The sequence below is a fragment of the Polymorphospora sp. NPDC051019 genome, assembly GCF_040683055.1.
Taxonomy (GTDB): domain Bacteria; phylum Actinomycetota; class Actinomycetes; order Mycobacteriales; family Micromonosporaceae; genus Polymorphospora; species Polymorphospora lycopeni.
This window is the reverse complement of record NZ_JBFBCH010000014.1, coordinates 151489-170191: the sequence shown is the minus strand read 5'-3', so window position 1 is coordinate 170191 and position 18703 is coordinate 151489. Positions and strand designations below refer to the sequence as shown.

Here is an 18703-nt window from a genome sequence, read left to right as displayed (position 1 = left end):
AGCGCGCCGTACCGCCGTCAGGGCACGGGCCGGCGGAACCGTGGGGCCGCGTACACCTGGGTCGAGCCACCGCCACCGCCGTCGTCGTGCCGGAGGCTGTGACGGTGCCCCGGCCACGACCTGCTGCCGCGACCGAGGAGGCCACCCGGTGAGCAAGACCGTCGCGTACCCGTTCGACGACCGGGCCCGCACGCTGTGCCCCGGCCTGCGCGTCGACACCGTGCTGCACCGCGCCGACAAGGCGGTCCTGCTCGCCGGCACGCTCGACGGCCTCGACGTGGTCGCCAAGCTCCTCATCGACACCGACCCGTTCTGGCAGGCCAAGTTCACCGCCGAGATCGACACCTACCGGGCGTTCGAGGTCGCGCCACCGCCGGTGCCCGCGCCGAGGTTGCTCGCCGCCGACCCGGACGCCGGTGTGCTGGTGTCCACCCGCCTGCCCGGCGTGCCGGCGGCCCGCGACCGGTACCCGACGGCGCTGTCCCCGGACGACGTACGGGTGATGCTCCAGGCGGCCCGGGACCTGCGGGGGTGGTCGGCGCCGGACGACCTGTTCCCGGCGGTGTGGGACTACCCGCACCGCTTCGGCCGGTACCGCACCGAACACGGTCTGCTCGACGCCCGCGACGAGGCCGCCCTGAACGCGCTCGCCGCCGCGGCCGGGCCGATGCACCTGGCGCACGGCGATCTGCTGCCCGCCAACGTGCTCCGGGCCCCCGGCGGGGTGCTGACCGGGGTGCTGGACTGGGAGTTCACCGGCCGGTTCCTACCCGGTCTCGACGCGGCGTTGCTGTGGATCGTGCTCGGGCAACTGCCCGCCGCCCGCCGTGACGCCGAACAGATCGCCGGCGACGGCGTACCGCGGCAGGCCGGGTTCTGGGCCAATGCCGCCACCCTGTGCGTACGAGAGTTGCGTACCCACGGCGAACTACCCGACGGACCGTTGCGGGCCGCCCGGCTGCCCTACCTGCGGGCGACGTGGGAAACCGTCCGGGGACGGGTGCACGAGCTGGCCGGGCAACTGTGACGAGCCGGGGCGCGCGTGGTCCGGGGCAAGGGGGCGACATGACGCCCGTAGCCGCCGAGCGGCGGAAGTCCCGTGAAAGATCTCCTGGCATGGTGTCGGATCCGGGGCGAGTCGTTCGTAGAACAGGTGAGAGGCGGCCGGAGGAGGCCGCCGGGGCAAGGGAGTGACGGGATGACGCAGTACCTGATCTCGTTCGATGACGGCGCCATGGACCACATCTCCGAGGAGGACCTGCCCGATGTGGGCAAGGCGGCGCACGCGGTGGTCCAGGAGGCCGTCAACGCCGGCGTGTTCGTGTTCGGCGCCGGACTGGAAAGGCAGCGGGCGAGCGTCGTCGCCACGGACGGGCTGGTCACCGACGGCCCCTACCCGGAGACCAAGGAGGTCGTCGGCGGGCTTGTGATCGTCGACGTGACCTCGCGCGAAGAGGCGTTGGCGTGGGCCGCCAAGTTCGCCGCCGCCTGCCGCTGTGCGCAAGAGGTCCGGGCACTCATGCCCGACCCCGAAACAGACGCGATGCTCCGCCAGGCTGACAGACGCCGGTAGGCGTCATCGCTCGAGTTTCCGGCTGTGCCCAGAGTCTTGCGCACCCCGTCGTGGATACGTTGATCACCTACTACGACGACGCCACGGACACCAGTTCGTCCTGACGCGCATGCTGTGACACCCGATCCCCCGGTGCCTGAGTCGACATGACCGGTGTGGCGCGATCAGCTCTGCCCGCTCGTTGGTGGCAGGTTGGTCCGTACACGCTCAGCTACGACTGAGTACGCAGACCACCTTGCCGAGGATCACCGCCCGGTCACCGGGGATGATGGGGTAGCGCGGATTACGGGGTAGCAGGTCCACGGCGCCATCGCGGATGCGCAAGACCTTGACGGTGGCCTCGTCGTCGATCATCGCGGCGACGATGTCGCCACTGTCGGCCACCGCTTGCTGCCGCACCACGACGACGTCACCGTCCGCGATGCCAGCTTCGAGCATCGAATCTCCACGGACGTGTAGGGCGAACAGCCTTCCATGGCCGACCAGTTTCCTGGGCAGGGTCAGGACTTCCTCGACGTGCTCCTCGGCCAGAATGGGAGCGCCGGCAGCGATCGAGCCCAGTAGTGGAACCTGGACGCCCGAGCGCTCGCCCGGAGCGGTAGGGGCGTCCGAGTGTCGCGACGGGCGGGCGTCCACCGCGCGTGGCCCGCGTGCAGCCCGGCGCAGGAATCCGCGCTCTTCGAGCACCTTCAGGTGGTACGCCACCGACGACGGCGACCCGAGTCCGACCGCAGCGCCGATCTCCCGCACCGTCGGTGGATACCCATGGCGCTCGACCCACTGCCGTATCACGGCCAGGATCTGCTGTTGGCGAGGACTCAAGCCGGGCAGGTCCGGCGGCAGCTCCGAGGACGTCATCCTCGGACGATACCCCCGCGTTCGATCAAATGTGCTAACCGTCCGCGTTGTCAGTTCGGGCCTGCCGGGTAGGTCGCCTCCAGGTCCCGGTTCGCTCGGCAGTCCCGTGCGGTTTCGGGATGGCCGAGCGAGTGGCTCCAGCTTCAGCAGTCAGGCGCGTTCACTCACTGAGCTTCCGCGCCCGACGGCGCATTCAATTATTGGATTACCGGTAACTGCAATCTGATAATCGCCTCCAAGGGAAGTGGACATAAGCATCCAAAACCTCCGTACACCATAATGACCGTTATGGTGTACGGGATGGATCGGCTGCAATCCGGGTGGCAGGGACCGCTTGTCCTGACTCGGCGCAACTGATGCGGGGGCCGGGAGAGTTGACGCCTTGGATCAGTGGATCTGACACCGGCTCAGTGAAAGTGATGCCGTAGCGTCACCGGGGTGGGTCTGCTGTTGGTGCTGCGCCCTCGGCAGCCGCGTCCGAAGAGCCTGCGCCGTGCTACCCGGACGCAGCGGCGTGAACGCCACCGCGCTGACGCCGAAGAGTGGGCCGCGGCGAAGGAACGCGGTTTACTGCTCGAAGTGTCCGTGGAGGAGCTGTTGCCGTTGATGAAATGGCTTCACCGATCGGCGTCGATGGCGCGGACTGGGCACCACGGATACATCTGGGATAGATAAGGACCTCCATGCGCGAAACTTCAGAAGATCTCCAAGAGCTTCAGGCCCTCCTCGACGCCTCCCTCTCCCGCTCCACCTCGCACCTCCGCTCGATCATCAAGGCTGAAAGCACACTGACCGCGGAGCAGCTCACCCAGGTCCTCACCGGCATGTGCACCCTCGCCCTGTCCACCGTGACGGCGAAGGGCGAGCCACGGATCAGCGGTGTGGACGGGCACTTCCTGCACGGGAAGTGGCACTTCGGCACGGCGCGCAACGCCGCCAAGGCGCGCCATCTCGCGGCGCGGCCCGCCGTCAGCGCCGCGTATATGCGCGGTGAGGACCTAGGCGTGTTCACGCACGGCAAGGTGGAGATCCTCAACCCCCAGGACGGCGAGTCGGCCGCGGACTGGCCCGACCTGCTCGCGTACTTCAAGGACTTCTACGGCGACGGCGACGACTTCTTCGACTGGGAAAACGACGTGGTCTACTACCGGCTACATCCACACTGGATGACCGTCTACGCCCCCGACATCGCGAAGCTCACTGCGGCGTCCCAGTCCTGATCCGCAGCACGGGCCGCATCGGGACCGGCCACGTGATGAGAGATCTGGTGAAGCGGCCGGGAGCCGGTCCGAACGGGGGCGCGGCGGTCGCGGAAGGCACTCCGGACACCGTCGCGACGGCGGACACCCCGACCGCCGGTTTCTTCCGGCGGTACGCGGCCGGCCTGCCGCTCCTGGAGGTGTGCGGAAAGGCGCGCGCTACTGCCGCCGTTTGAGATGCCAGCCCTCACGCCTAGATCATCTTCTTGGCCTCTGGTGTCGCGATTCTTACCAACACCCCTTGCTGGCGCCATGCCCGGCAGCAGGCCACCTCCGATCCGGCCGGCGAGCCGAATGAGACCGCGACCGCCCGGTGCTGGCCGACCTGCTGCGCCGCGCCGGCGAGGACCCCACACCGCAAGCCCCGCCGGGCGAGACCGACCAGCGGGTGGCGGCCAGGACCCGGGCCGCCGCAACGTCGCACCGGCCCGCGTCGCTCCCGAGCCTGCACCCGAGGACGACGTCGACGAGCCCGAGGACGGGCAGGTCGACAACGTCATTCCCTTCGGGATCTTCGACGCCGCGAGGAGGCGCAACGGTGGCTATGACCGCCGCGTTCACCCCGCCGGCTGACGAGCCACTGACCAGCAAGGAAGGCTGGTTCCGCTGGGTCCAGCACGACCCGCGCCCGCCCAAGCTGCGCCTGGACTGGCCGCACCTGAGCCCGGTCGAGCAGGCCGCCTACGACGACGCCCGGCTGGACTACCACAGCGACCTGATCGTGGTGAACACCCCAACCATCCAGGAGGTCGTCAAGACCGTCCGCAGGCTGCTGATCATCACCGGCGGCGCAGGCACCGGCAAGACGACCGCCATCACCCAGCTCGGCCGCCGCGCCCACGAACTGTCCGTCGCGCTGCGCAACCCGATGACCGGCCCGCGGCCGGTCATCACCGCTGCCGTGGTGACCGGCCGTGCCTTCGTCGACCCGACCAGCGGCCGGGGTAACCCGTTCGCCTGGATCGACCCCGATTACCGACGCACACGCCTTAGAAGCGACCAGCCAGCTTTCGCTCCTATCAGGCACGGCGGAGCGAAAGCTGGATGGAGGCGCAATCCATTTCATAACCCCAGCTCAGCGGAGGTTCGCAGGGGACTGGACACCAAATACGGCTGCTGCGCCACAACCACTGAACTACGGTGCTCCGATGCAGGCATATGAGGCTCAGCGGGCAACACAGGCTGCCATATCATGCGCCTCATGGCTAGGCCTAACCGCCCACGACGCCGCCGTCCTGCACAACTCGAACACGCTCACCCTCCGTTTGCAGCCCTGCGACGTGCTCGCCCGGGTGACGCCGGCCGCGCATCAGTGCGCCAAGCTCGAAGTGGATGTCGCTCAGCGGTTGGCCGAGGTCGGGAGCCCGGTGGCCGCGCTGGAATCGCCCCAGGTCTTTGTCCGGGGCGACTACGTCGTCACCTTCTGGACCTACTACGAACCGGTGACTACCCGATCGCTCTCAAACGCCGAGTACGTCGGCGCGCTCGAACGTCTGCACGCCGGAATGCGCAAGGTCGACCTGCCCACCCCGCATTTCACGGACCGAGTTTCTGAGGCCCAGACGCTCGTGGCCGATCCTGCCCGAACACCGGATCTGGCCGACCCGGACCGGGTCTTCCTCGCCAGCACGTTGGACCGCCTGCGACGAGCGGTCGGCGAGAGCGGCCGTGCCGAGCAACTCCTGCACGGCGAACCCCATCCGGGCAACCTGCTCTCGACCCGGACCGGCGCGCTTTTCATCGACTTCGAGACGTGCTGCCAGGGGCCGATCGAGTTCGACCTGGCCCACGCGCCCGACGAGGTCGGAGACCACTACCCGAACATCGATCACCGACTGCTCCGAGATTGCCGGACCCTCGTGCTGGCGATGATCACAGCGTGGCGCTGGGATCGCGACGACCAGTTCCCCGACGGCCGCCAACTCGGCATCGAGTGGCTGAACCAACTCCGGGAGAAGGTAACGGCCCAGTCTGGATAGGTACGTAGGGGTGAGCCATGTCGGACTCTGACCCGGGGGTGGGCGGCTCGGAATCAGGTCGTGTGGCGGATGATCGAGCCTGCGATCCGCTCGGTGAGCCCCGGTGAGAAGAACGGGTGGTGGCCCATTCCAGGCACGATCTCTAGTCGCGCCGCCGGGATCTGCGCCGCGAGGGCCTCACCGTGGGCTTGGGGGAACAGCGGGTCATCGCTGCCGTGCAGGACCAGGGTCGCAGCGGTGATCCGGGACAAGGAGGCCCGCCGGTCGTCGGCCCAACGCCGACCGGCCAGGTCGTGATTCGAGGCGGCGGCGAGGTTGTCGGCCCGGGCGTGACAGTGTCCGACAAACCGCCGCCCGGCGGCCTCGTCGAAGGACAGGACATCGCCGTTGAGTACTCGCCAGGTCTGAACGTCGGCGTCCATGCGTTGCTGTGCCGTCGTGCGGGGCGCCTTCGCCGAGGCCATCAGGTGGTCGAGGAACCGTGCCGTCGGAGGCGGGAGCTCGTCGGCCGCAGCCGGTTGGCCTGCCATCGCCCGCGCCCATGCCGGGCCAGGATTGTTCCCCATGGGGGAGGAAGCCATGGCCGTCAGCGTGCGGACACGGACCGCCTGATGCACGGCGAGCCACTGCCCTATCGCCGCGCCCAGCGACGTCCCGACGATGTGCGCGGCCGTGACGCCGTAACCGTCCAGAACGGCGGCCGTGTCGGCTGCCATGTCGGCAAGCGCGTACGGATGCGTTGTGAAATCGACGGAGTCGGAACGGCCGGTGTCGCGGTGATCGAACCGGATCACCTGCCGGCCGCTGTTCACGAGAGCTTCCACCAGCTCATCGGGCCAGCCGATGGCCTGCGTAGAGGTGCCCATGACCAACAGAACGGTGGGGTCATCTGGGTACCCGAAACGCTCGGTCCACAACCGAACTTGCCCGGAACGAACGAATTTCTCCTCACCAGTAAGCATGCCATGCACCGTAATGGTCACCGGGTAGGCCGGAAGCCGCTACCCGTTGTAACCAAAAAGGATGCCCATGGGATAATGAAGAGGTGGGCGAGAGCGCGTTGAGCCTCTACGCACCTGGCCGGCTCAACGGCGTTGCCCAGCACAAACCCCACTACGGCCGGCCGGAAGTACTCGACGACACCGAATCCGGCTACGGCGACGGTAGGAGCCGGGTGATCTGGGTGAGTGCGGAGTCGAGCGTCTCGGCATCGACTCGTCGCGCGGGCTAGGGGGACGTTCCGCGTCAGCCCGGAGCGAGGACGCAGAACTCGTTGCCCTCGGGGTCGGCGAGGACGACCCACGAGACGTCGCCCTGGCCGACATCGGCGCGGGTCGCGCCGAGAGCCAGCAGCCGGGCCACCTCGGCCGCCTGATCGTCACCCTGATACGGCACCACGTCGAGATGGGCGCGGTGCCGCACGGTCGTCACGTCCGGCGCGCGGAGGAACTCAAGGTACGGCCCGACCCCCTTGGCCGAGCGCAGCCGCGCATGGTCGTCGGTCACCTCGTGCGGGGTCCAGTCCATCACCTCGCCCCAGAAGCGGGCCATGGCCCGCGGGTCCGCGCAGTCGACGACCACGGCGGCGATCGGCCCGGTGTCCCGGTAGATCTCCCGAGGCTCCAGCACGCGGAACACGTTGCCCTCCGGGTCGGCCAGCACCGTCCACGGGACGTCGCCCCGGCCCGCGTCGGCGGGTGTCGCACCGAGCTCCTTCAGGCGCGCGACCAACTCCGTCCGATGGATCGTGGAGGTGGTGGCGAGGTCGAGGCGCGCGCGACACCTCACCGTTTCGGGGTCCGGCACGGCTATGACGTCGACGCAGACCGGGGCGTCGGGGTCCGTCCAGACGAAGCCGGCGGGCGCGACGCTGGTCGCACCGGGAACCGAGCGGGAAACCCAGCCGAGGGCCTCCGCCCAGAACCGGCCGAGTGTCGAGTCGTCCCGGGCCTTGAAGTTCGCCTGAACAAGTCGCAGCGCCACGCCATCTACCCTATGCCCGGCGATCAGACCAGGATGGACCGCAGGAACCGCGTCAGACTCAGCCGACAGTCGTGTCCGGCTCGTCGCGGGCGGCGCCGAACCACCGGGGCATCTGGCCGAGAAGATCTTCCTGGTCTTCGCCGGCCCAGGCGACGTGGCCGTCCGGCCGCAGCAGCACGGCGGGTACGTCCAGTTCCGTGCTGCTGTCGACGACGTGGTCGACCCGGTCCGCCCACCCGGCGACCGAGAGCCCGCCGGTCTGGTCGAGAAGCAGTCCACGGCCGGCGTGGGTCAGCTCGTAGAGACGCCCCCGTTGCAGCCGCAGGTCGCGCATCCGCCGGCCGAGCAGTTCGTGGCCCTCGCCGAAGTCGTAGCGGATGCCGATCGCCATGATCTTCTCCGTCAGGTACCGGTTCACGTCGTCGAAGGCCAGCAGCTCCGAAAGCAGCCGGCGTACCGCCTGGGGCCCCGGCTCGGTGGACAGCAGTTCCATCTGCGCGCGGGTGTTGTCCAGTACGTCGGCGGCCACCGGGTGCCGCTCGGTGTGGTAGCTGTCCAGCAGCCCGTGCGGTGCCCAGCCGTCGATCTCGGCGGCCAGTTTCCAGCCGAGGTTGAAGGCGTCCTGGATGCCGAGGTTGAGCCCCTGTCCGCCGGTCGGCGGGTGGATGTGCGCCGCGTCGCCGGCCAGCAGGACTCGGCCGACCCGGTAGCGTTCGGCGAGCCGGGTGGCGTCGCCGAAGCGGGACAGCCAGCGTGGTGAGTGGACGCCGAAGTCGGTGCCGGCGTATGTCCGCAGCTGCCGGCTGAACTCTTCCAGGGTCGGCGGGATCGAGCGGTCCTCGGCCACCCCGGCCGCGGGTACGACCACGCGGTACACCCCGTCACCGATGGGGCCGAGACCGAACCGCTTCTCGGTCTTGCGGACCTCGGTCACCACGGCGGTCACCGTCTCGGGTGGCGCGGTCGCCTCCATCTCGCCGAGCAGCGTCTCGACCCGGCTGGGCTCGCCGGGAAAGCCGACGCCGAGCAGCTTGCGTACGGTGCTGCGACCGCCGTCGCAGCCGACGAGGTAGCGGGAGCGCAGCTGGGTGCCGTCGGACAGTTCGGCGGTGACCCCGCTGTCGTCCTGCCTCAGCCCGACCAGTTCGCAGCCGCGCCGGATCTCGGCGCCGACCTCGGTGGCGTGCTCGGCCAGCAGGCGGTCGGTGGTGGTCTGCGGGATGCCGAGAACGTAGGGGTGCGCGGTGTCCAGCCGCTCGGGGGCGGGCTTGGCGATGCCGGCGAAGAACCCACCGGCCGGGTACCGCTGGCCGAGTGCGAGGAACCGGTCCAGCATGCCGCGCTGGTCCAGCACCTCGATGCTGCGCGCGTGCAGACCGAGCGCGCGGACGTACGGGACCGGCTCGGTCTCCCGCTCCAGTACGAGCACCCGCACCCCGTGCAGCCGCAGCTCGCTGGCGAGCATCAAGCCGGTCGGGCCGCCACCGGCAACGATCACGTCGAACATGAACCGCCCAATCCCTGAGGTTTGCGTGTCGGCCAGATCCGTCCCGGTCCGGTGGCGCGCGCCCGCGCGCCCCGAATGCTCATACGTCGACAAGAGCACACGTACTGCATGAACCGCTGTTTTCCACAGGTTCTGGCCCCGGCCGACGATTCTGCGGTACGACCCGGGTCTTGCCGCAAGACCCCCAGTGCGCTATATGTTGGGAGTGGCGAGGAGTGCGTTCTCCTCGCCTTTTGCTGTCTCGCCTTCTGTTGCCTCGCCGCCTTTTCGGATGCCCGACACGACCCGGTCACTCACGGCCGCGTCACCGGGCCAGGGCGGTCTTCCGCTCGTCGGACCCGAGATTGCCGGCCCCGACTCCACCGGTTGCGGGCCGCCGTCGGCGCGACACGGCCGCCGCGGCGACGAGACAGATTACGGCGGCGATGATCAGGGGTGGCCGGCCGCCCAGGTGTACGGCGGCGGCGCCGAGTGGGATCGCCAGGGCGATCGGCGCGAACATGACGGTGTTGGCCGTGGCGGCGACGCGGCCGAGCACCGCGGGCGGGGTGTGGGTCTGTACGGCGGTGACGGCCGCGACCAGGGTCCAGGGCAGGCCGATCCCGGTGATCACCGAGGCGGCGACGGTGGCCGCCGGCCAGGGCAGGCAGCGGGCCAGGCAGCCGGCGGCGACCAGTACCGTGCCGGTGACACCGACGGCGACCGGTCGCCATCGGGTGAGCAGGCGGCCGGCGAACAGGCCACCGGCGATCGAGCCGAGCCCTTGCGCGCTGAGCAGGACACCGAGGAACGTCGCCGGTAGCCGCAGGTCGACGGTGACCACGGCGTACAGCGCCGCGGTGACGAAGCCGGACATGGCGATCGCGACGGCGGCCAGGGTGACGGTGCGGCTGATCGTGGGTTCGGTGCGCAGTACGGCCAGGCCGGCGCGCAGGCCGGACCGTCGAGGTGCCGGCGGGGCGGGTCGGGTGTGGCGCAGGAGCAGGGCGGTGTAGAGGGCGGCTCCGAGCAGGGGCATGGCGGCGCTGAGTACGGCGACCTGGTGCCCGCCCTGCCAGGCGTACAGGCCGGCGCCGGCCATCGGGGCGACGAGCTTGGCGCCTTCCTGGGCGCTGGAGCGCCAGCCGTTGACGGCGGCGAGCCCGTCGGGTGGGAGTGCCTGGGGCAGCAGGGCCGTTTCGCCGGCGTCGATGAGGACGTAGCTGACGCCGTAGGCGAGCGAGACGGCGAACAGCAGCCAGGTGTGTTCGGCGGCGCGTACGCCGAGGAGGCTGAGCAGGGCGGCGGCGAGTGCCAGGTTGGTCGTGACGAGGGTGGGTCGCTTGGGCAGCCGGTCGAGCAGTCCGCCGAGCCAGGGGCCGGCGAGTTGCGGGGCGTAGATGCAGAGCCCGGTGAGCGCGGCGAGGCTGGTGGAGCCGGTCAGGTCGAGGATCCAGACGCCGGCGACCAGGGACATCGTGGTGCTGCCGAAGCCGGACAGCGCCGAGATCGTCACGAACAGGATGGTGTTGCGCCGCATGGCACCCCCGGCGGATCGAGTCGTGGCGACCCACATTCTGGAAGTTGAGTCGATGCGGAGCAATGCGCGGCGCGACTGTCAATGGTCTGTTGACAGGGCGTCCCGCAGGGCGGCGGTCGCCTCCCGGACCGGTACGGGCAGAAGTCGCTGGTCCACCTCGGTCAGGTCGGTGAGGACGTGCACGCCCAGGGCGTGGACGGCTCCGGGCTGGGCCTGCAGGGCGGCGGCGACGGTGGCGCGTACGAGCGCGGCCCGGGTGAAGCGGGTGTCCCACCGCCGGTCGGTGTCGATCCATCTCTGCAGCCGCGCCACTGCGGTGCGGGCCGCCGCCATCCGGGGCGCGTACGCGCCGGTGGCCTCGTGCCGGCGGGCCTGGGCCGCCGCCACGAGTCGCTGGCGGCGCTGTTCGGCGGCCTGCCGGCTGGCCAGGCCGAGTGCGGCGGCGATCTGTGCCCAGGTGGCGCCGGTGTGGCGGGCGCGTTCGATGAGGGTGAGTTCGTGCTCGTCCAGCCGGGCGCGGGCGGCGCGGACCTCCGCCAGGTCCGCCAGTTCAGCCGTCATCCTGTCAACAGTACGTTGACAGGATTTGTCGCGGCCGTCACCCGGTTTCGGGATGCCTTGCATGGTCATGCGGTCGCGTGCATATACTTCTGCTCGTGTCCAAGGTTCTCACCTCCCTGCCTGTCGGCGAACGCGTCGGAATCGCCTTCTCCGGCGGCCTCGATACCTCCGTAGCGGTCGCGTGGATGCGCGAGAAGGGTGCCGTTCCCTGCACCTACACCGCCGACATCGGCCAGTACGACGAGCCCGACATCGCCTCGGTGCCCGGTCGCGCGACGGCGTACGGCGCCGAGGTCGCCCGCCTGGTCGACTGCCGGGCGGCGCTCGTCGAGGAGGGACTCGCCGCGCTGGCCTGCGGCGCGTTCCACATCCGGTCCGGCGGCCGCACCTACTTCAACACCACCCCGCTCGGGCGGGCCGTCACCGGCACCCTGCTGGTGCGGGCGATGCTCGACGACGACGTGCAGATCTGGGGCGACGGCTCCACCTTCAAGGGTAACGACATCGAGCGGTTCTACCGCTACGGGCTGCTCGCCAACCCGTCGCTGCGGATCTACAAGCCGTGGCTGGACGCCGACTTCGTCACCGAGCTCGGCGGCCGCAAGGAGATGTCGGAGTGGCTGCTCGCCCATGACCTGCCCTACCGGGACAGCACCGAGAAGGCATACTCCACCGACGCGAACATCTGGGGCGCCACCCACGAGGCCAAGGCCCTCGAACACCTCGACGCCGGCATCGAGATCGTCGAGCCGATCATGGGCGTACGGTTCTGGGACCCGGCCGTCGTGATCGACACCGAGGACGTCACGATCGGCTTCGAGCGCGGCCGGCCGGTGACGATCAACGGTAAGGAGTTCGCCTCCGCGGTCGACCTGGTGCTGGAGGCCAACGCGATCGGCGGCCGGCACGGCATCGGCATGTCCGACCAGATCGAGAACCGGGTCATCGAGGCCAAGAGCCGCGGCATCTACGAGGCGCCGGGCATGGCGCTGCTGCACGCGGCGTACGAGCGGCTGGTCAACGCGATCCACAACGAGGACACCCTGGCCAGCTACCACAACGACGGCCGGCGGCTGGGCCGGCTGATGTACGAGGGCCGCTGGCTGGACCCGCAGGCGCTGATGCTGCGCGAGTCGCTGGACCGCTGGGTCGGGTCGGCGATCACCGGCGAGGTGACCATCCGGCTGCGGCGCGGCGAGGACTACTCGATCCTGGAGACGTCCGGTCCGGCGTTCAGCTACCACCCCGACAAGCTGTCGATGGAGCGCACCCAGGATTCGGCGTTCGGCCCGGTCGACCGGATCGGCCAGCTCACCATGCGCAACCTCGACATCGCCGACTCGCGGGCCAAGCTGGAGCAGTACGCCCGGCTCGGGATGGTCGGCGGCAGCCCGCACCCGGCGCTGACGATCGCCGCCCAGCCGGCCCCGACCGGGCTGATCGGCGCGATGCCGGAGGGCGGGGCCGAGGCGATCGCGTCGCGCGGCGAGGGCCCCAACGGCGAACTTCTCGACAACGCCGCGATGGAGTTCGGCACCGACTGACGCAAGGACCTCTCCGGTGGCACCCGATCGCGGGCGCCACCGGAGAGGTCAGTCCCAGCCACGGGTGCTGGGCACCAGCCCGATCCGGGGCGCGGTCAGCCACGAGTCGCCGGCCGCGAACGCCGCTACCGGCTGCAACCCGGCCCGCTGCGCGAGGTCGAGGACTGGCCCGGCCACTACGAGCGGTTCTGGAAGGACCACCTCGGCGCGCTGCGCGACCTCCTGGACGAGACGCCGTGACCGCCGACATCCACACCGACGCGTTCCTGTCGCACCCGCCGGAGAAGGTGTGGCGGGCGCTGACCGACCCGGACCTGGTCGCCGCCTGGCTGATGCCGAACACGTTCGAGCCCCGGGGCGGGCACCGGTTCACGTTCCGCACCGACCCGGCCCAGCAACTGACCTGGCGCATCCTCGGCGGCGGCTGGCGCGGCCAGCTCGCCCGACGCTTGGCGGCGACCCTGGCGACGATGGCATGACGGCCGGGGAAGGCGATGCGGCCGCGTCCTGGGAACCGGTGACCGCCGGGCGGTCCGGTGCCCGCGTGTGGCGCGGCACCGACCGCTACCGCAAACACGGCGACCCCGCCGGGATCGCCGCCGAGGCGCACCGCCTCACCTGGCTCGCCGGCCGGCGCGTACCGTGCCCGCGGGTCGTCGGACACCGACCCGGCGAGCTGGTCACGACCGCCGTACCCGGCCGGCCCGCCGTCGCGCTCACCACCGCCGCCGCCCGCGACCGGGCCGTCGACTCGCTGGCCGACCTGCTGCGTACGCTGCACGACCTGCCGGTGCGCGACTGCCCGTTCGACATGTCGCTGGCGGTGACCGTTCCCGCCGCCGAGGCCGCGGTCACCGCCGGCACCGTCGACCTCGCCGACCTCGACGACGTACGGCGCGGCTGGTCCGCCGACCGGCTGCGCGCCGAGCTGCACCGGACCCGGCCGGCGTCCGAGGACCTCGTCGTCTGCCACAACGACCTGACCCTGACCAACGTGCTCGTCGCCGACGACGGCACCGTCACCGGTGTCGTCGACGTCGCCCGGCTCGGCGTCGCCGACCGCCACAGCGACCTGGCACTGGTCACCCGCGACCTCGCCGGGGAGTGGCATCCCTACCACGCCGCCCGCTTCCTCACCCGGTACGGGCCGTCGCGCACCGACCAGGCGAAGATCGACTTCTTTCAGCTTCTGGACGAGTTCTTCTGACCGTCGCCGCCGGCACACGCGGCGACGATCGTGTCGACGACCGCCACCGGCACCAGGACGGCGACGTCCCAGCTCTCGTCGTCGGCGCCGACCAGGACCGCGACGGACCCGTCCGCGTACGCCCAGTGCACCGGCACTCCCGCGCACGTGCCGACGCGCAGCGACCGGCGGGCCGCCCAGTCCGCGTCCCGGATCGCCCGCAGGCCGGCGAGCCCGGCGTACGGGGCACGGACGTTGAGTTCCCAGGTCGGCGACCGCAGCCTCACGTGGGCCAGGTCGGGGCCGCCGTCGACGGTCACGTCGACCACGACGTCTCCGGGCCGGGGAGCCGCCACAGGCGTACCAGGTCGCCGTCGTGGCCGGTGGTGAGCCAGCGGCCGCCGCCGCCGGCGGGCCGGATCGCGTACGTCGTCATCGGCTGTCCGTAGTCGACCGTCGCCACGTACCGCAGGTCTTCCGTCGACAGCAGCAGATGCTCCTCGGTGTCGGTCTCGTACTCGTCGGTGTTGACGCCGACGACGACGAGGTCGTCGCTGACCACGGCGGCGGCCTCGACCAGGATGTATTCCGGGTCGGTGGGGTAGCCGGGGATGCCGTCGGCGTCGCAGCCGGCCACCGTCGTGCCGGTCGCGGCGTCGTGGATGCCGATCTCGCCGTCGACGTGCGGCATCGCCAGGTAGCGGTCGCCGCCGGAGGTGAACCCGGTCAGGACCTCGCCGGCCAGCTCGCGGCAGTCGATCCGGTCGCCGTCGAGGCGGAGCAGCCAGCTGTAGGAGCCGTCCTGTCCCAGCACGACGTGCAGCCCCAGCCGGCCGCGGTCCGGGTGTGGCCAGAAGGTGGCGGCACCGATCTGCGACTCCAGTTCGATACGGTCGATCTCCCGCCCGGTCGCCGCGTCGAACGCGACCAGGTGGTCGCCGCCCGGCACGTACACCCACAGCACGCCGTCGGCGTCGAGGAAACAGTTCGGGGTGCACGGCGTCCCGACCGCCTCGACCGGCTGGTCGCGCCGCCACAGCAGGTTGCCGGCCAGGTCGACCACGGCCAGGTGGTCGAGGGTGACGACCGCGACGTGCCGGCCGCGTACGGTCGCCTCGAACGCCGCCCCACTGGTCGGCACCGGAATCCGGGCGGTGGGGCGCAGCAGGTCGTCGAGGACGGCCACCACCTGCTCGGCGGGCCGCGCGACGAGCCAGCCGACCCCGTCGACGTGGGAGATGGCATCGCCGGCGGGTACGGAGGTCTCGGCCAAAAGTCGTGGACGCACGGCGGCAGGGTACCGGCATACTGCGACAGTGGACGCCGCCCCCCGCACCGCACCAGCGGGCGCTGGCGCACGTCGCGGCGCTGTCGACCGGGCCGCCGCTCGACCCGGCACTGCGGGTGACCCTGAATATGGACGTGAGCTCCAACTACGTCGACACCCCCAGCCAGTCCCTCATCGGATTCGGGCTCACCCAGCTGCGCACGATTTTGCCTGCCGGTACCTGCGCGATCGGGAACTCCAGCTGGAGATCACCCACGCCGCTGCCAGGGTGGCGGTGGTGAGGGCACGACGGGTAGCGGCATGCGGCTTCGGCCTGGCCGGCCTGACACCGGGTCACCGCACCAGCGCCGCGACGGTTGACGGCCGGTCCACGGTGGGGTTGCCCAGGTCGGTCACGGCTGAGTGGGTGACGACCAGACGCACCGGCTCGCCGGTGGCGTACCGGCGGATCGCCAGCGACAGCTTGGGCTCAGTACGCGAGTCCATGGGAGCGTGGCGCAGCTGGTCGATGAACGCTCGGGTCAGCCGGGCGCGGCCTTCCAGCAGCCACAGGCTTGACGCCCCGTGCTCGCCCTCCAGTTCCCGCGCCCGCTCTGGGGAGGGTTTCTCGATCAGGTCGGTCAGGACGAGTTCGGCGCCGTCGCGGTGGGAGACGGCCACGCCGCGGTGGCCGGCCTCGGCCGGGTGGTAGCGCCGCACGAGCACCGCTGTCTGTCCGGCCGGGACGGCCGCCAGCGCGCGGCTGGGGTTGTCGTGGGGGTAGAGGTTGTCGGCGAAAGCCACGAACACGTCCCCGGCCGCGCGCAGGTGATCGGTGCCGTTGAGGACCGAGGTGACGTCGGCGTACCGCCCGCGCTGCGGAATGAACGTCAGGTCCAGCTGCTCGCTCAGGGGCAGGTCGGTGCGCGGCAGGCGCGCGGCGCGCTGGTAGGCGGCTAGGCCGCCCCGGCCGAGTGTTGTCTTGGCCCAGGCGATGAACGGCTCGTAGAACGGGTGATACACGACGGTGACCTGGGCCGGGGAGAGCGCGGTCAGCTCGTCGAGCAGGTGCAGGATGCTCGGCCGGCCGGCTACCGGCGTGAACTCCTTGGGCAGGTGCCGCGCCCACGTCGCCACCCTCGTCCCCAGGCCACCTGCGCAGACGACGACCTGGGTGATCGGCTGCCGGCTCATGGCCGCGCCGCCGTGTGGTGATCGTCCAGGATTGTTACGGTCTGCGGGTGCCGATGAATGTGCGCGTCACCGCGATCGTGATCGAGGATGACCAGATCCTGCTGCTGGACCAGGACACCGAGGGCGACCGGTCGTGGTCGTTGCCTGGCGGCAAGGTCGAACCCGGCGAGACGGTCGAAGAGGCCCTTGAACGTGAGGTGCGGGAGGAGACTGGTCTGGAGATCCGGGTCGGGGATCTGCTGTACGTGTGCGATGTCGTGCAGGCGCACGTCGTTCACCTCACCTTCGAGTGCCGCCGGGTGGGTGGCACGCTCGGGGCGGTCGTGCCCGGGGCGGACACCCGGCCGATCCGCGCGGTGGAGTTCGTCAAGCTCGCTGATCTGCCGTCGCTGGGGTTCAGCGAGCGGTTCGTGGAGTTGGCCAGGGCCGGCTGGCCCGACGCCGGGTCATATATGGGCCCGAAGGCCAACATCGGCCTGTAGCGAGGCCGCGACCCCGAGATCCAGGTCGGCGAGGCTGCGGTCCCGGCCGGCGAGGCTATCGATCCAGGTGTCCAGCACTGTGGCGATCTGCGCGACGGTCGGGCCGGTGAACGGCGCGCTCACGTCCCGCGCGAGCCGGATGCCGATGCCACGGGACGCACCGAGCAGGTGCCTGGATCGCAGCCGGTTGACCTCCTCGGCGGTGGCCGGGGTGTTCCACGCCGCGCCGTGGATCCACCGCTCGACAGGTTGACCGAAGTCCGCTGGTGGGCCGTCACCGCACCACACCTGCACGTTGCCGACCGGGTGGTGCACACCGTGCGGGCTGATCATGTGGGTGACCGGGGCGACGTCACCAAGCGCGTAGCCGTGATTGGACGGCTCGGTGTCGGCCGCCAGTACGCACAGTTCGCCGTGCGTGGGCAGCCGGGCGGAGTTGACCGCGGCGAACACGGCCGCCCCGAACCAGGTCACCCAGTAGACCGGGTGATGCGCGAAGCCGGGGCTGACCATCCAGCTCTCCCGCTCCGGCGACCAGTGGATGCGGCCGCCGCGTTCGTGCGGCATCGGCACCAGCAGCAGATGTGTACCGTGCTGGGAGTTCGGCATTCCGGCCGCGTGCAGCGCGTTGAGCAGGCCGCAGAACTCAGCGTTGCTGACCAGCAGGTTCCGCCAAGCGAGCCCGTGCAGATACACATACCTGACTTGCGGCGGCGGGCTCGCCGTGCGGCCGCGACCGTTACGCGACGGCGCGGGCCGCTCAGCCAGTTGGTAGTGCTCCGCCCCGGTCAGCCACGTCGCCGCCCGCTCCAGCACGCTGGCCGGCACACGGTCGGCCGCCGCCGACAGCGTCTCCTCCGTGCACGCGGTGACCTGGGCGGCCTCCGCAGCGGTGAGCTGCGCGGCCAGCCTGGTCTTGTGGTTGGTCGTGGCGAACAGGTCGTCACCAGCCGCAGGCGCAGGCTGCGTCGCGTACGGAAGGCGATTCTGCGGAATCAGCGCAGCCAGGGCCGTCCAGGCAGCAGGCCGGTCGAGCACTGCGGTCTCGTAGCGGACGTGGGCGTGGTCGCGGCCGTCGAGCGCGTCGGCCAGCAGCACCGCGTTGAGCACGATCAGCCGGGTCAGCGCGGTCAGTTCGCCCGGGCCGTCATCGGGTACCAGCGGCGCGAACCGCTCGCGCGGCCCGCCGCAGGTCATGGTGACCATCTGCCGGTAACGGTCGGCGTACCCCCACCGATGAAACAACTGGGACCGCGCGAAGGAACTGGCGACGCCGAGCGGACTGCGGGTGAGCACGACCACGGGCGCATCGGCGAACAGCCGCAGCAGCGACCGCGCGGTGAAGAACAGGTTGGTCTCCTTGACCAGATGCCGCACCGGCGCGTACTTGGCCAGCACGAACTCGACCAGGCCGTGCCAGCCGAGCGTGCCGAGCAGCGCCCGGGGCACCTGCTCGACGTCGACGCCGTCCGGGTTGACCGGCGACAGCGGGTGCAGTGCGCCGATCTGCTGCCGGAACGGCTCGTTGTGCTGCGGCATGACCGGCCGCAGCGTGTCCGACAGCCAGTTGGAGCCGACCCGCTCGCTGGTACCCAGCGCGAGCAGCGGTGGCAGCACGGTCACGCCGGCGTCGCGGGCCTGCGCCCGTACATCGGTGACTCGCTGGTCGATCTCGTCCAGCACGTGGATGAACGCTGTGTCCATACCCGACCTCACCTCCGAGGTCCAGGCTGGCCGGATACGCGTTCGTCGCGGAAGGTGTTCCGGCGTCGGCGGGGTTGGGCCGGGTTG

General features: G+C 70.6%; 20 protein-coding genes. 9 read left to right on the top strand and 11 right to left on the bottom strand.

The window, feature by feature from the left end; genetic code table 11:
- Positions 1–148 precede the first annotated feature (148 nt).
- Positions 149–1027, top strand: a complete 879-nt coding sequence (locus AB0M79_RS23730; RefSeq protein WP_364217427.1) for a phosphotransferase — start codon at positions 149–151, stop codon at positions 1025–1027.
- Positions 1028–1198: 171 nt separating this feature from the next.
- The gene (locus tag AB0M79_RS23725) at positions 1199–1573 is read left to right on the top strand and encodes a YciI family protein (protein ID WP_364217425.1); all 375 of its coding nucleotides are present in this window, start codon (positions 1199–1201) and stop codon (positions 1571–1573) included.
- Between the two features lie 207 nt (positions 1574–1780).
- On the opposite strand, the gene lexA is transcribed toward AB0M79_RS23725, so the two are convergent.
- Positions 1781–2431, bottom strand: coding sequence for a transcriptional repressor LexA (lexA, locus tag AB0M79_RS23720; RefSeq protein ID WP_364217423.1), 651 nt, complete (start codon positions 2429–2431; stop codon positions 1781–1783).
- A gap of 683 nt (positions 2432–3114) precedes the next feature.
- Between lexA and AB0M79_RS23715 the strand changes: the two genes are divergently transcribed.
- From AB0M79_RS23715 to AB0M79_RS23705, 3 genes are all read left to right on the top strand, one after another.
- Positions 3115–3651, top strand: a complete 537-nt coding sequence (locus tag AB0M79_RS23715) for a pyridoxamine 5'-phosphate oxidase family protein (RefSeq protein WP_364217421.1) — start codon at positions 3115–3117, stop codon at positions 3649–3651.
- 583 nt (positions 3652–4234) lie between these two features.
- The gene (locus AB0M79_RS23710) at positions 4235–4852 is read left to right on the top strand and encodes a hypothetical protein (RefSeq protein ID WP_364217419.1); all 618 of its coding nucleotides are present in this window, start codon (positions 4235–4237) and stop codon (positions 4850–4852) included.
- On the top strand, positions 4839–5669 hold the full coding sequence (locus AB0M79_RS23705) for a phosphotransferase (RefSeq protein ID WP_364217417.1): 831 nt from the start codon (positions 4839–4841) through the stop codon (positions 5667–5669). Before AB0M79_RS23710 ends, AB0M79_RS23705 begins: the two co-directional genes overlap by 14 nt.
- A gap of 53 nt (positions 5670–5722) precedes the next feature.
- On the opposite strand, the gene AB0M79_RS23700 is transcribed toward AB0M79_RS23705, so the two are convergent.
- The 5 genes from AB0M79_RS23700 to AB0M79_RS23680 form a co-directional block, all read right to left on the bottom strand.
- Positions 5723–6631 carry an alpha/beta hydrolase gene (locus AB0M79_RS23700; protein ID WP_364217415.1) on the bottom strand — a complete coding sequence of 303 codons (909 nt, stop codon included), beginning with the start codon at positions 6629–6631 and terminating at the stop codon, positions 5723–5725.
- 283 nt (positions 6632–6914) lie between these two features.
- The gene (locus tag AB0M79_RS23695; RefSeq protein WP_364217413.1) at positions 6915–7652 is read right to left on the bottom strand and encodes a VOC family protein; all 738 of its coding nucleotides are present in this window, start codon (positions 7650–7652) and stop codon (positions 6915–6917) included.
- Positions 7653–7710: 58 nt separating this feature from the next.
- Complete coding sequence (gene rox / locus AB0M79_RS23690; RefSeq protein ID WP_364217411.1) at positions 7711–9159, bottom strand: rifampin monooxygenase; 1449 nt, start codon at positions 9157–9159, stop codon at positions 7711–7713.
- Positions 9160–9463: 304 nt separating this feature from the next.
- Positions 9464–10678: an MFS transporter gene (locus tag AB0M79_RS23685; protein WP_364217409.1), complete on the bottom strand. Its 1215-nt coding sequence runs from the start codon at positions 10676–10678 to the stop codon at positions 9464–9466.
- Between the two features lie 78 nt (positions 10679–10756).
- The gene (locus AB0M79_RS23680; protein WP_364217407.1) at positions 10757–11239 is read right to left on the bottom strand and encodes a hypothetical protein; all 483 of its coding nucleotides are present in this window, start codon (positions 11237–11239) and stop codon (positions 10757–10759) included.
- Positions 11240–11334: 95 nt separating this feature from the next.
- Here AB0M79_RS23680 and argG point away from each other — a divergent pair, with 95 nt between their 5' ends.
- Positions 11335–12783, top strand: a complete 1449-nt coding sequence (gene argG, locus AB0M79_RS23675; protein WP_364217405.1) for an argininosuccinate synthase — start codon at positions 11335–11337, stop codon at positions 12781–12783.
- A 48-nt stretch (positions 12784–12831) separates the two neighbouring features.
- Here the strand turns inward: argG and AB0M79_RS23670 are convergent, their stop codons facing one another.
- Positions 12832–12960, bottom strand: coding sequence for a hypothetical protein (locus AB0M79_RS23670; protein ID WP_364217403.1), 129 nt, complete (start codon positions 12958–12960; stop codon positions 12832–12834).
- Between the two features lie 59 nt (positions 12961–13019).
- On the opposite strand from AB0M79_RS23670, the gene AB0M79_RS23665 reads away from it, so the two are divergent.
- Both AB0M79_RS23665 and AB0M79_RS23660 read left to right on the top strand, forming a co-directional pair.
- Complete coding sequence (locus AB0M79_RS23665) at positions 13020–13262, top strand: SRPBCC domain-containing protein (protein WP_364217401.1); 243 nt, start codon at positions 13020–13022, stop codon at positions 13260–13262.
- Complete coding sequence (locus AB0M79_RS23660) at positions 13259–13990, top strand: APH(3') family aminoglycoside O-phosphotransferase (RefSeq protein ID WP_364217399.1); 732 nt, start codon at positions 13259–13261, stop codon at positions 13988–13990. The genes AB0M79_RS23665 and AB0M79_RS23660 overlap by 4 nt, the downstream gene beginning before the upstream one ends.
- Here AB0M79_RS23660 and AB0M79_RS23655 read toward each other — a convergent pair.
- From AB0M79_RS23655 to AB0M79_RS23645, 3 genes are all read right to left on the bottom strand, one after another.
- Complete coding sequence (locus tag AB0M79_RS23655) at positions 13966–14298, bottom strand: hypothetical protein (protein WP_364217397.1); 333 nt, start codon at positions 14296–14298, stop codon at positions 13966–13968. The two genes, AB0M79_RS23660 and AB0M79_RS23655, sit on opposite strands and share 25 nt — an antisense overlap.
- Positions 14286–15257, bottom strand: a complete 972-nt coding sequence (locus AB0M79_RS23650) for a PQQ-binding-like beta-propeller repeat protein (RefSeq protein WP_364217395.1) — start codon at positions 15255–15257, stop codon at positions 14286–14288. The genes AB0M79_RS23655 and AB0M79_RS23650 overlap by 13 nt, the downstream gene beginning before the upstream one ends.
- A 333-nt stretch (positions 15258–15590) precedes the next feature.
- A complete protein-coding gene (locus AB0M79_RS23645; protein WP_364217393.1) occupies positions 15591–16430 on the bottom strand; it encodes a sugar phosphate nucleotidyltransferase in 840 nt (279 codons plus the stop codon).
- A gap of 53 nt (positions 16431–16483) precedes the next feature.
- On the opposite strand from AB0M79_RS23645, the gene AB0M79_RS23640 reads away from it, so the two are divergent.
- The gene (locus AB0M79_RS23640; protein ID WP_364217508.1) at positions 16484–16912 is read left to right on the top strand and encodes an NUDIX hydrolase; all 429 of its coding nucleotides are present in this window, start codon (positions 16484–16486) and stop codon (positions 16910–16912) included.
- On the opposite strand, the gene AB0M79_RS23635 is transcribed toward AB0M79_RS23640, so the two are convergent.
- Positions 16877–18616, bottom strand: a complete 1740-nt coding sequence (locus AB0M79_RS23635) for a hypothetical protein (protein ID WP_364217391.1) — start codon at positions 18614–18616, stop codon at positions 16877–16879. The genes AB0M79_RS23640 and AB0M79_RS23635 overlap by 36 nt on opposite strands.
- Positions 18617–18703 lie beyond the last annotated feature (87 nt).

What these genes read in the sequence shown, in the direction of transcription:
- AB0M79_RS23725 (WP_364217425.1), top strand. Translation starts at nt 1,199, where the DNA reads ATGACGCAGTACCTGATCTCGTTCGATGACGGCGCCATGGACCACATC.
- lexA (WP_364217423.1), bottom strand. Translation starts at nt 2,431, where the DNA reads ATGACGTCCTCGGAGCTGCCGCCGGACCTGCCCGGCTTGAGTCCTCGC.
- AB0M79_RS23715 (WP_364217421.1), top strand. Translation starts at nt 3,115, where the DNA reads ATGCGCGAAACTTCAGAAGATCTCCAAGAGCTTCAGGCCCTCCTCGAC.
- AB0M79_RS23710 (WP_364217419.1), top strand. Translation starts at nt 4,235, where the DNA reads ATGACCGCCGCGTTCACCCCGCCGGCTGACGAGCCACTGACCAGCAAG.
- AB0M79_RS23705 (WP_364217417.1), top strand. Translation starts at nt 4,839, where the DNA reads ATGCAGGCATATGAGGCTCAGCGGGCAACACAGGCTGCCATATCATGC.
- AB0M79_RS23700 (WP_364217415.1), bottom strand. Translation starts at nt 6,631, where the DNA reads ATGCTTACTGGTGAGGAGAAATTCGTTCGTTCCGGGCAAGTTCGGTTG.
- rox (WP_364217411.1), bottom strand. Translation starts at nt 9,159, where the DNA reads ATGTTCGACGTGATCGTTGCCGGTGGCGGCCCGACCGGCTTGATGCTC.
- AB0M79_RS23685 (WP_364217409.1), bottom strand. Translation starts at nt 10,678, where the DNA reads ATGCGGCGCAACACCATCCTGTTCGTGACGATCTCGGCGCTGTCCGGC.
- AB0M79_RS23680 (WP_364217407.1), bottom strand. Translation starts at nt 11,239, where the DNA reads ATGACGGCTGAACTGGCGGACCTGGCGGAGGTCCGCGCCGCCCGCGCC.
- AB0M79_RS23660 (WP_364217399.1), top strand. Translation starts at nt 13,259, where the DNA reads ATGACGGCCGGGGAAGGCGATGCGGCCGCGTCCTGGGAACCGGTGACC.
- AB0M79_RS23645 (WP_364217393.1), bottom strand. Translation starts at nt 16,430, where the DNA reads ATGAGCCGGCAGCCGATCACCCAGGTCGTCGTCTGCGCAGGTGGCCTG.
- AB0M79_RS23640 (WP_364217508.1), top strand. Translation starts at nt 16,484, where the DNA reads ATGAATGTGCGCGTCACCGCGATCGTGATCGAGGATGACCAGATCCTG.
- AB0M79_RS23635 (WP_364217391.1), bottom strand. Translation starts at nt 18,616, where the DNA reads ATGGACACAGCGTTCATCCACGTGCTGGACGAGATCGACCAGCGAGTC.